We start from the raw sequence: 12,015 nt of genomic DNA, 5'->3' as shown, positions 1-12,015 counted from the left end.
ATTTAGAAGAAGAAAACAAGGTAAAAAATGGCAGAAGAATCTGAAGAAATGAAAAAGGCCGAAGAAGACTACAGCGGCTCAAGCATTACCGTTTTGGAAGGCCTCGAAGCCGTGCGCGTGCGCCCGGCCATGTATATCGGCTCGACAGACATCCGCGGTCTGCACCACCTCGTTTGGGAAGTAGTGGACAACTCCGTGGACGAAGCCCTGGCCGGATTCTGCTCTCACATTGAAATTACCATTTTGCCGGGTAACGGCATCCGCGTGACCGACAACGGCCGTGGCATTCCGACCGATATTCACCCCAAGGAAAAGGTCGGTACCATCCAAGTCGTGATGACAAAGCTCCATGCCGGAGGCAAGTTCAACAACAGTTCGTACAAAGTTTCCGCTGGTTTGCACGGCGTGGGCGTGAGCTGCGTGAACGCTCTTTCCAACAAGCTGGTTGTTACCGTGCGCCGTAACGGCCGCGTGGTACAACAGGAATTTTCCCGCGGCGTCCCGTGCGGTCCGCAGGTGGACCTCGGCGAAAGCGACGGCACGACCGGAACCTCTGTCGAATTCTATCCGGACGATACAATTTTCAGCGAAACCGTTTATGTGTACGATACGCTCGCAACACGCTTCCGCGAACTAGCCTTCTTGATGAGCGGACTCCGTCTGACGCTTACCGACGAACGTGACCCCGAAAACAAGCAAACCGATACATTCTGCTATCCGGGTGGCGTTTCCGAATTTGTGCGCTATGTGGACGAACACCGCACCAAGCTGTTCCAGGATCCGATTCACCTGGTACTTCCCGATGGTCAGTATCCGCTGGAAGTGGCCATGTGGTACAACGACGGCTACCAGGAAAACTTCTTTAGCTTCGTGAACAACGTGAACACCTACGATGGTGGAACTCACGTGACGGGCTTCAAGACCGCCCTCACCCGCGTCATCAGCAAGTTCGCGCAAGAAATGCCCAAGGGCAAGAAAGACATTACCATTACCGCCGACGATATCCGCGAAGGACTCACCGCCGTAATTGCCATCAAGGTCTCGCAGCCGCAGTTCGAAGGCCAGACCAAGCGCAAGCTCGGCAACTCCGAAATTGCAGGCTATGTCGCCTCCGCTTTCGGTGCGAAGCTCGAAGAATACTTCCAGGAAAACCCGGCCGCCGTCAAGATTATCTTGGACAAGGTCTACAACGCAGCCGTGGCCCGCGAAGCGGCCCACAAGGCCCGCACCCTCGCCCGCCGCAAGAACGTTCTCGAAAGTGGCGGACTTCCGGGCAAGCTCGCCGACTGCTCGAGCCGCGACCCCAAGGAATGCGAACTGTTCATCGTGGAAGGTGACTCTGCAGGTGGTTCTGCAAAGATGGGCCGTAACCGCGAGTTCCAGGCCATTCTCCCGTTGCGTGGTAAAATTTTGAACGTGGAAAAGGCAAGCCTTCACCGCGTACTCGACACCGAAGAAATCCAGAACCTGGTGAACGCCATCGGTTGCGGGCTCGGTACCGAATGCAAGCTCGAAAAGCTCCGCTACAACAAGATCGTCATCATGACCGATGCTGATGTGGACGGCTCTCACATTCAGACTTTGCTCCTCACCTTCTTCTTCCGCTACATGCGCCCGCTCATCGACGAAGGTCACGTATTCCTCGCCATGCCGCCCCTGTTCAAGCTCAAGGTCGGCACCAAGGAAACCTACTTGTTCGATGAAAACGACAAGGACGAAGCCATGGCCAAGCTCGAGGATAAGAAGAACGTGACCGTGAGCCGATTCAAAGGTCTTGGTGAAATGTCGCCGGAACAGCTTTCCGAAACGACCATGGACCCAACCAAGCGTTTTCTGAAGCAGTGCTATGTGGAAGATGCCGTCGCAGCCGACCAGATTTTCAGCATGCTTATGGGTGAAGATGTGGAACCGCGCCGCAAGTTCATTGAATCCAACGCCTACAAGGTCCTGAACGACCTGGATATCTAATGGCCCCGATAAAGGAAGACTTTCAAGCCGTTTTGACGCAAGCCCGCGGGCATGTCGCCGACCTTTTGAAACTGACCGAAGAGGTCATTTTTGGCGTTGCCCAGAACGCACCCGTAGGAATTCGGGAAAGGCTCGAATCTCTGTTCCAGCGCAAGGGTAAGCGAATTCGCTCAACGCTCCTCTGCCTATTGGCTCAATGTGGCAATGAGCAGCCTGATTCACAGCGAGTCGCCCGCGCCTGTGCCGGCATTGAACTTTTGCACCTGGCAAGTCTTGTCCACGACGACATCATCGACAATACGGACATCCGCCGTGGACAGAAGACCGCACACAAGGAATGGGGCACGCAGGTGGCCGTCCTTATCGGAGACTATGTCCTTTCACAGTCGATGCAGTGCGTCATTGACGAAGAATCCCATGACATTCCAATCGTTCTTTCTAAAGCAGCCGACAAGCTTATCGAAGGTGAAATTCTGGAACTGGATCATTCCGGAAACACGAGACTTTCGTTCGAAATGTACGACCGCATTATCGATGGCAAGACAGCCGCACTGATCAAGGCTGCCGCTAAAATTGGCGCCATCCTAGCCGGATTCGACAAGGATACCATTGACCGTTGCGCCGAAATGGGAGCTCACTTCGGCATCGCGTTCCAGATTGTAGACGACCTGTTGGATTACGGATACGGCTCCAAAAACTTGGACAAGGCGAAATTCACTGATCTCGCCAACGGTCTCATCACGCTTCCGCTGCTATACTACTTCGACCGATGCAATTCCGACGAGCGCGCCGAAATGGAAAACTTGATTAATCGCGCTTCCGACGACAACGTACCACAGGAAATCATCGAAAAGCTAAAGGTCAAGAAAGCCTTTGACAAGGCAAAAGCAACTGCACAGGATCACCTAGAAAAGGCGCTCGTCATTGCCGAAACGCTTCCATCCAATCTATTCACCGATGAAATTGTCGCCATGTTCAGTTCCATGAGCGACCGCGGAAACTGACCTCTATTTACGGCGCATCCAGAACGCCATAAAAACAAGCACCGATAGAATACACACCGCAATAATTGCCCAGAATGCGAGCGGTGATCCTATGGAAGCATCACCGTTCATACCGAAGGGCAGCTTCACGTTCATGCCGAACAAGCTCGCGAAGAATGTCGGGAGCGAAATAGAAATCGTCACGATGGTGAGGTTCTTCATCAGCGTGTTCACGTTGTTGCTGATGACGCTTGCGCGGGCATCCATCATGGACGTCAAAATGTTGGCGTAGATTTCAGCTTGCTGCAGGCTCTGGCGGTTTTCAATCACGATATCGTCCAGCAGTTCCCGTTCTCCCTCGGTCCAGTTCAAACTGCGGCCAATCTGTAATTTCTTGAGGAGAGTGTCGTTGCTGTTCAAGGCGCTCACATAGTAAATCAAGCCCTTGTTCAAGCTAAACATAGAAAGCAGATACTTGTTTTCCATGGCCGTGCGCAGTTTCTGTTCCAACTCGTCGTTGATGCGGTTGATAATCTTCAAATGCTCGTTGAAGTGGAAGATAGCGTAGCTCAACACGCGCAACACGAAAGTATTCAAGCTATCAATTTTGGAAAAGCGCTTTTCGTCCATGATAGGAATGTCAGAGTCCGTCAAGAGCAGTACCCAGTCCTTGAATATGAAGATACCGAAAGATTCCACGCGGAACTGAAAGTTGTCGCTCGCGGAATAGTTCTTTGGTTTCTTAAACACGATGGTGGTAAAGTCGTCGTCGTACTCAATACGGGAAAGCTCGTCCGAGTCGAATGCGGAAGCTATGGTATGTTCCGTAATTTCGTACTCTTTAACGAGCACGCTACGTTGCTCTTGGCTCAAGGAACCCATCATCACGATGTCGGCGCTATCTTCGTTCGGGGCACTAGCGAGGCGACCCGATTCGATCTTGTAGTACTTCTTGAGCATAGGAGCCCCCTTTATCGAACGGGGGTAAATATAGTAATTAGTAGGCAGTAAGCAGTAGACAGTATGAAACAAAAAGAATAAAGATATAAAAAAGCCCCGGTTTTGAACCGAGGCTATCTCTAGATCCTTCGACTCCACCCTTACGGGCTTCGTTCAGGATGACACTTAAGGATTACACACCCTTCTTGAAGCGCTTGCTCCACCAGAGAACCACGGGAGAGCAGATGCACACAGAAGAGTAGGTACCGATAAGGATACCGAAGCACTGGACCAAGCCGAAGTCGCGGATGGAAGAACCACCCATCACGGCGAGGATCACGCACACGAACAAGGTCGTGAGAGAGGTCACCATGGTACGGCTGAAGCACTGGTTCAGGGACTTGTTGATGGTTTCGGCAAAGTTGCTGGAACCATACACGGCAGTGTTTTCACGAATACGGTCGAAGTTCACGATGGTGTCGTTCACAGAGTAACCGATCATGGTGAGGAGCGAGGCAATCAAGGCGCCATCGAAGGAAAGACCGAAGGCGGAGATAAAGCCAAGCGTAATCACGGTATCGTGTACCAGGCCGAGCACGGCCGCGACACCGAAGCCGAGACCGAACTTACCGAAGCGGAACCACACGTAAATCAGAATGCCGAGCCATGCGAGAATCACAGAGAGGATCGCGTTGAAGCGCAGTTCCTTACCGATGGTCGGACCCACATTGTCCTTAGCGACGATTTCACACTTCTGACCGGCCTTTTCGAAGGCCTGAGCCATCTTGAGTTCGAACTGGGCGTCGTCAGAGGCGCGCATGCTAATCTGATAGGAGTTAGCAGAAGTACCGCCGAGCGTACGGACCTTCGTGCCAGAAATACCGGCAGCAGACAAAGCCTTGCTCAAGTCCTTTTCATGCTTTTCGCTATCCTGATACTGCACGGTATAAACCTGACCACCAGTGAAGTCGATGCTGAAGTCAAAGCCCTTGACTGCAATGAAAGCGATAGAGGCCACAATCAGGATCATGGAAACAAGACCGAAACGACGGCGGTTCGGAATGATCTGAAGGTTCGCTTCGTTGATGGCCTTGAAGCCGGAACCAATCGAAAGCGTGGTACGATCAGCCTTGGCAAGACGCCAGTCAAGAATAGAGCGAGTCACCGTGATTGCGCAGAACAAGGAAGTCAAGATACCGATCGTAAGAGTAAGACCGAAACCCTTCACAGAACCCGTACCAATCTTATAAAGGATAAGGCCGGTAAGTACGGTGGTCAAGTTGGAGTCCAAGATGGCACCGAAGGCGCGTTCGTAACCCTTGGCCACGGCGGCGCGGGCAGTCAGGCCGTTCTTGAGTTCTTCACGAATACGTTCGTAAATAATCACGTTGGCGTCGAGAGACATACCGACCACGAGGATGAAGCCTGCGATACCCGGCAAGGTCAACGTAGCGTTAAACACAGACATCACGGCGGCGGTCACCAAGGTGTTGATCACCATACCGAAGCTTGCAATAAGACCACCGAGGCGGTAGTAGGCAACCATGAACACCAAGCAGAGGATAAGGCCGATAGCACCGGAACCGAAGCCCTGCACAATGTTTTCTTCACCGAGGGTTGCACCCACGCTGCGGCTTTCAATAATCTTCATCGGAGCCTTGAGGGCACCGGCGCGGAGCACCACGGAGAGGCGGTTAGCTTCGGCCATGTCGTCGAGACCCGTAATCTGGGCTTCGCCGTTCGGGATACGGTCACGGATCACCGGAGCAGAAATCACCTGGTTGTCGAGCACGATAGCCATCTGCTTGCCGATGTTGGCGGCAGTCACGGCAGAGAACTTCTTAGGACCAATGCCACCGAACTTGAGGCTCACGGCCACTTCACCGGCGCTCACACCGTCAGACACGCGGTAGGGGCGAGCATCGACCACATCGTCACCGGCCATTTCGGCACGGCGCTTGAGCAAGTAAAGGCGCTTGGCCTTGATCTTGGAATCACGCTGCACCGGTTCGAGACCGCTGCCGAAAGCGAAAGCGACATCGCGCGGAATCAGCTTCTGGACACCTTCGGTAGCAAGGAGCTTCTTCACCTTTTCGATGTTTTCTTCAGCGATGAAGCCACCGTTACCAAAACTCAGGTAGTAAGCGCTAAGAGCAACGCCGACCTCAGATGCCGGTTGAGCCTCGACTGCAGCAGAATCCTTGGCGGAATCGGTAGCAGCGACTTCAGCGACAGGAGCCTTGCCGAGCAATTCGTCATCGGAAAGGGTCTTGGTCGTATCCTTGGCGACCGTAGAATCCTTGGCTGGCGCAGCCGTGGAATCCGTAGCGGCGGAATCAGCCACGATGTCGGTCGTCTGGCGGGTCAGGTACTGGTCAATGAGGCCAACCACCTGCGTAAACTTTTCGGCTTCGGCCAAGATCTTGAATTCAAGCTTAGCGGTCGAACCCACGAGAGCCTTTGCAGTGGAGTCATCCACGCCTGCCAGTTCAACCACGATTCGGTCGTCGCCGGACGGGGAAATCTGCGGTTCAGAAAGACCGTACTGGTCAACGCGGTTACGGATGATTTCGAGGGACTGTTCCTGAATGTCCTTGATATCGTCGCCCTTGATGTTCGACTTGTCGATTTCGAGCGTAATGGCCGTACCGCCGGCAAGGTCCAAGCCGAAGTTGATGGACTTTGCACCCACCTTCGGATTTTCCTTGAGGAAGGTCTGCTTTTCTTCGCCCTTCTTGGTGTGAACCTGGATAGAAGGCCATACCGTGTAGGCAGACAAAACAATGACGAGGAGAATAATCAGTTCTCGCATGCCGAATTTATTTTTTTTCATTTGCAATCCCTTAATAAGGCATTATACACTAAGTTTTGCGCGCAAAGATAGAAAAATTAGACTTCCGTCATTAGAAATTAGTCACTAAAAACGCTTTTAGATAGCATCTGCGAGCCTCAAGCGACTCGTCTAAACGAGTCGTGAAGGCGAGAGTGAGGCAATATCACATTTTTTGCAAACAATCGAGCAGAACTGTCTGTAAGGAGAAACCCTCGAATGTATGGTCGACTATTTATTTTATTTATATAATATTAAACTTAAAATCAGAGCCGTCTTGCAGCACGACGAGCGTCATCGTTTTTTTGCCGAGGGCACGCTCGATGGCAAATCCGTTGTCGGCAGAGCGGATTTTCAGAGAACCGTCGCGGAGGACGGGGTTTTCGCGGCGCATTTTCACCAGATTACAGATAAATTCGTAGAGCGGTTGGGACTTGCGGTTTTCCAGTTCGTCCCAGGGGACGCTTCGGCGGCAGTCGGGGTCCTTGCCGCCCTTCATGGAGAGTTCCTCGCCGTAGTAAATGCAGGACGCGCCGGGCATAAAGAACAGGAGGGCGTATGCCAGCTTGATGCGTTCAAGGCTTGCGCAGGGCTGGGACAGGAGGCGGGTGGTGTCGTGGCTCCCCAAAAGGTTCATGGGGATGTCGCCGCGGCCCTCGGGGAAAGCTGCGCGGACCCGGTCGCAGAATTCCTGGACGGAGATGGGGTTCTCGTCGAAGAGGAACTTCATGACCGCCTTGCGGAAGATGTAGTTCATGACGCCGTCGAACTGGTCGCCTTGCAACCAGCGGGAGGGTTCGTCCCAGATTTCGCCTACGATGTAGGCCTCGGGATTGATGGCCTTGACGCGGCGGCGGAATTCCTGCCAAAAGGAGTCGTCGTCGATTTCGTTCGGTACGTCGAGACGCCAGCCGTCGATGCCTCGGCGGGTCCAGTATTCGGCCACGGAGAAAAGGTATTCCCGAACATCGGGGCAGCCGGTGTTGAACTTGGGGAGCGCCGGGTAGTTCCACCAGCATTCGTAATTGGGCTTGCCCGAATAGGCGTTGAGAGGCCAGCCCTTTACATGAAACCAGTCCACATAGGGGGAATTTTCGCCCAGTTCCAGCAAGCTGTTGAACTGGAAGAATCCGCGAGAACAGTGGTTGAACACGCCGTCGAGAATGATGCGCAGCCCAAGCCTGTGGGCCTTTTTGACAAGGCGGTCGAAATCCTTGAGGGTGCCCAGCACCGGGTCGATTTCGAAGTAATCGACGGTATGGTAGCGGTGGTTGGAATTGCTCTTGAAGATGGGACAGAGGTAGATGGCGTTTACGCCGAGGCCTGCGATGTAGTCCAGATGGTCCTCGATGCCCGCGAGATTGCCGCCGAACATGTTTTCGCGGGTGGGCCTGGAGCCCCAGGGCACGAACCTGCCTACCGCCTGGTAGCGGGGACTGCGACAGAACCTATCAGGGAATATCTGATAGAAGACGGCGTCTTTTGTCCAAGCGGGAGCGAACATCTCATCGCGCCTCATTCCGAAACTTCCAGCAGTCTACGATTCTCTAGAACTTCCAAAGTGGACGACGCTTACGAACATCGACCAGCCTACGGATATCCGACGACAGCGAAGCGAAATCCATCAGTTCGTCAACGGAACAAGGCATGCGGTAACTCCAGTTGGCGCCCCCCACCGTACCCGGAATATTCACACGTTCCTCTTCAGGGCTTCCCTTCGAAAGAGTCGCAGACAAGGCAAAGTAGTCCTGTACGGGCAAAATGCAGAACAGGCTATTGGCACTAAACACATGAGTCAAAACCATACGGGCCACCGACGGAGTCATCTCCTCGGGAGCCTTCCCTTGCAAGTGCGCATGAGACCAGTACAGATCCCGATCGAAATCCGGTTCCTGCCATAGGCCACGAAGAGTCGACGTGTCGTGGCAACTTGTCGCACAAACGGACATGCGCGGGTATTCGTCCATTTCGTAGTACGGAGAATATGGAGCATTCCAGTTGCGGGCCCAGCGTTCGATACGAAGCGAAAGAATATTGAGCTTGTTCAGAACCGCGGGGACACAGGGCGGTACGGCGCCAAGGTCTTCGGCACAGACCAGCATATCCGTTTCCTGTGAAAGTACGGACAGAAGCTTTGTCGCATTCGCATCCCACAGGGCATTCTGCGAATTCTCATTTTCCTGAATCAGGTCACGCAACTTTTCCTGTTCATTTTGCGGAAGCGTAAACAAAACTGGCTGGTTATACCAGTACCAATACGGATAGAAGGTATTTTCGTCACCCGACGGGACAAAGACACGGTTCCAATAAACCTTGAGCAGGGAATCCTTGACTTCCTGCGGTTCATCCAAAGCAAGAATTGCCTTTTCGGAACAGTATTCCGGCTTCAGCACCAGGCGGTCCGGATGACCTTCGAGCTGCGTGAAACAGATCGGAATCAGGCGTTCCGTATTCTCGTGCAAGAATTCACGGAGCTGTTCCACACCATAATTCGGACGGCGCAGGTACTCAAGCGTTTCGCGGATGAAACCCGCAGAGCTCAGCTTGTCCCAAGTGAGCGGCACGCAGGGATTAAAGTATCCGAGGATACCAGTTGTTTCTGTCTGCGGAATGGACCAAATACGGAAGAATCCCAGCACATGATCTATACGATAAGCATGGTAGAACTTGCTAGCTTGCGCCAAACGACGACGCCACCACATAAAGTTATCCTTTTCAAGGACATCCCAACGGTATGTCGGGAAACCCCAGTTCTGTCCGCTATAGCTGAACATGTCAGGTGGCGCACCGGCACGATCCTCAAGCGAGAAGAACTTGCGTTCAGACCAAACATCCGCACTGTCTTCGTTGATGAGAATCGGAATATCTCCCTTGAGACGAAGACCTATCTTTGAAATGGTCGTCACGGCCGTATTGAACTGCTTTTCGGCCTCCAGCTGCATCCAGGCCTGGAAAAGATTTTCCTTCTTGTACTTGGCCCACAGGCGTTCAATATCCTTGGCCGAAGGATTACTGTATTGCGGCCAATCCTTCCAGCTCGACTCATGATTCATCGACTTCAGCGTACAATAGACGCAATAAGGCTTTGCCCACTCGTTATCCGCAATCCATAAATTCAATGCGGAATCTTTTTCGAGAATCTCGTAGCGATTGTCAAAAATTTTCCAGAGGATAGAACGCTTCCAAGTCGAAATACGATAATAGTCGATCTTTTTCTGATTGTCAAACTCCGTCTTGGCTTCCTGAATCTCGTCCTCGTATTCTGATGATCCGGCGACAGACTGGATATTGATAAAGACGGGATTCAAGGCGAAAGCACTTCTCGCACTATACGGACTTGATTCTGAACCCGTATCGTTTACCGGCAAGAGCTGTATGATGTTAAAATCACACGCCTGAGCCCAGCGTCCAAAAGGGATCAGGTCTAGAAACTCGCCTATACCAATACTCTGATGGCTATAAAGGCTAAAAAGAGGAACGGCCACGCCGCTCTGGAAAAAAGAAATGTCACCGTAACGCATGCTCTAAATTTAGAAAGATTCAACCTTTTTTTCTATACTTTTTTTCATGAGCTACGAATGCAGGCATTTGCGGAATACATTTTGCAACAAACGTAAGAAGGAATGTGATCCAGGAGCCCCGGGCTGCGTTTTGCGCGGACGATTCGTATTTCCTTTCAGTGAATCGGCAAAGGCAGGTCCCGTTCCCGGACCAGATCCACACCCGGAGGACCGCCCTTGACCAATTCAAGCAAACGCTAATCACTCTGACGCCAATAAAAAAGCTCCCCTCTCCATCGAGAGGGGAGCTTCTTGTTCATTCGTTTTATTTAAATCAGCCGTAGAATTTCCTGAGTCGTCTGCTCCGCAAAGGAATTATCTTGTACAAAGCGACGAACCTCAGTCGGATTTATTCGGGCATATTCCGAAAGGGCTCGGCCGATTCCATTTCTGATATAATAGTCTTCGTCCTGAGCGCAAGTCAGACAGAACTGCCTTAGAAGCGGCCAATCAGTACGATCCCTGTACTGTATTTGGAATATAATGGCGCTACGACGCACCCATACATTCGGATCGCGAATCCAGGAAGCAATCTTTACGCGGAGGGCCGGCAACCGCAATGCCAAATCGCCAAGGACGCAGGCAGCCAAGGTATCAACCGTATCCCGCCAGGCACGAGTCTTTATCAGTTTCTTCAAGAAAGCCAGATGTTGACCGCCAAGCAAGGACCTATGACGGAACAAATAGTCACATGCCGCATACTGAATTTCACGATACGGCTGCGACCACATGTCCTCCACCCTCGAAACCAACTCGTCACCGTCCTTGGGCGGGTACTTATCGAATATGGGGTAGGTTACTTCGCGACGGGGAACCAGACGAATTCCGAGGAAATCGAATTGTTCACGAGCCTTCTTAGACATTTCATGCGCCTCTTCTTCATTAGAGATGGCGCGGAGTGCAAGTAATATTTCTTGTGTAAACCGAAGCATGTATGCCAAAAATAGTCCAAAAAAAAATTTTTTTCTAGGTCTTGACAAGCACTTTTTTTATTTTTTTTAAATTTGGTGCGGTTTTTTTACATTAAAAAGACATTTTTTACTCTTGACAAACAAAAGAAGCCCCTAAAAAAGCCCTATGATCCAGATTTTATCCAAAAAAGAAGCGCCTATCATGGAAGTCCCTCAAGAACTCCGTGGCTTGTCCGACGAAGAAATAATCAAGAATTCCGAAACAAGGACCCGTGCAACTAACGGAAAAAAAAGAAATGGTTCCTTAAGGCCATCCAAGAGGGAGCGGGAAGCCATCAAAACGCGAAACGAGCGCCAGGAAGCCGAAAAGATTGCCGCGCAGATATTCGGAAATGTGCCGAAAATTCCGCGTTCCACGATTTCGGAACCATCCAGACCGGCATCAGGAAGGGTTCTCAAGGTCTCCTTCGGTGCTAAAACGGGTGAAAAACCTAAATCCGTCATCGTATCAGCAGCTGATCTAGCCAAACAGAAGGCCGAAGAACGAGCCAAGAAAATCCAGTCGATTTTCAAGGCCAAGCACCCCGATGCAACTACTAATCCTGACGGGACTCCCATCAAGCGCGGCCGCGGTAGACCCCGCAAGAATCCCATATAAAGCGTTTAGGCACCCCGAATCTTCTGCAACCCAACTCTTATGTCATAAACAAAAAAACTCCCTCTCGGGGTGAGAAGGAGTTTTAAGAGGCAACGATCAGACTCGAACTGATGAATAAGGCTTTTGCAGAGCCGCCCCTTACCAACTTGGGTACGTCGCCAAAGTG

8 protein-coding genes and 1 tRNA gene are annotated in these 12,015 nt (G+C 51.9%); 3 read left to right on the top strand and 6 right to left on the bottom strand.

Annotated elements, in window-relative coordinates; genetic code table 11:
• Positions 1 to 27 precede the first annotated feature (27 nt).
• Together gyrB and Q0628_RS08530 are read left to right on the top strand one after the other, a co-directional pair.
• Positions 28 to 1,968, top strand: a complete 1,941-nt coding sequence (gene gyrB / locus Q0628_RS08535; RefSeq protein WP_298770085.1) for a DNA topoisomerase (ATP-hydrolyzing) subunit B — start codon at positions 28 to 30, stop codon at positions 1,966 to 1,968.
• Positions 1,968 to 2,972 (top strand): polyprenyl synthetase family protein, encoded by a 1,005-nt coding sequence (locus tag Q0628_RS08530; protein ID WP_298770083.1) that lies wholly within the window; start codon positions 1,968 to 1,970, stop codon positions 2,970 to 2,972. Before gyrB ends, Q0628_RS08530 begins: the two co-directional genes overlap by 1 nt.
• A gap of 3 nt (positions 2,973 to 2,975) precedes the next feature.
• Here Q0628_RS08530 and Q0628_RS08525 read toward each other — a convergent pair whose 3' ends face one another.
• The 5 genes from Q0628_RS08525 to Q0628_RS08505 form a co-directional block, all read right to left on the bottom strand.
• The gene (locus Q0628_RS08525) at positions 2,976 to 3,911 is read right to left on the bottom strand and encodes a magnesium transporter CorA family protein (protein WP_298770081.1); all 936 of its coding nucleotides are present in this window, start codon (positions 3,909 to 3,911) and stop codon (positions 2,976 to 2,978) included.
• 172 nt (positions 3,912 to 4,083) lie between these two features.
• Complete coding sequence (secD, locus tag Q0628_RS08520) at positions 4,084 to 6,723, bottom strand: protein translocase subunit SecD (RefSeq protein WP_298770079.1); 2,640 nt, start codon at positions 6,721 to 6,723, stop codon at positions 4,084 to 4,086.
• A 241-nt stretch (positions 6,724 to 6,964) separates the two neighbouring features.
• Positions 6,965 to 8,224, bottom strand: coding sequence for a glycoside hydrolase family 13 protein (locus Q0628_RS08515; RefSeq protein WP_298770077.1), 1,260 nt, complete (start codon positions 8,222 to 8,224; stop codon positions 6,965 to 6,967).
• 43 nt (positions 8,225 to 8,267) lie between these two features.
• Complete coding sequence (locus Q0628_RS08510) at positions 8,268 to 10,241, bottom strand: 4-alpha-glucanotransferase (protein WP_298770075.1); 1,974 nt, start codon at positions 10,239 to 10,241, stop codon at positions 8,268 to 8,270.
• A gap of 308 nt (positions 10,242 to 10,549) precedes the next feature.
• Complete coding sequence (locus Q0628_RS08505) at positions 10,550 to 11,212, bottom strand: DNA alkylation repair protein (RefSeq protein WP_298770073.1); 663 nt, start codon at positions 11,210 to 11,212, stop codon at positions 10,550 to 10,552.
• Between the two features lie 181 nt (positions 11,213 to 11,393).
• On the opposite strand from Q0628_RS08505, the gene Q0628_RS08500 reads away from it, so the two are divergent.
• Positions 11,394 to 11,849: a hypothetical protein gene (locus Q0628_RS08500; protein ID WP_298770071.1), complete on the top strand. Its 456-nt coding sequence runs from the start codon at positions 11,394 to 11,396 to the stop codon at positions 11,847 to 11,849.
• An 87-nt stretch (positions 11,850 to 11,936) separates the two neighbouring features.
• On the opposite strand, the gene Q0628_RS08495 is transcribed toward Q0628_RS08500, so the two are convergent.
• Positions 11,937 to 12,009: transfer RNA gene (locus Q0628_RS08495), tRNA-Cys, on the bottom strand.
• Between the last annotated feature and the right edge of the window lie 6 nt (positions 12,010 to 12,015).

It is taken from the genome of uncultured Fibrobacter sp. (assembly GCF_937877005.1).
Classification (GTDB): Bacteria; Fibrobacterota; Fibrobacteria; order Fibrobacterales; family Fibrobacteraceae; genus Fibrobacter.
Note: the sequence above shows the minus strand (reverse complement) of the source record. Positions and strands in the feature narration are given on the sequence as shown.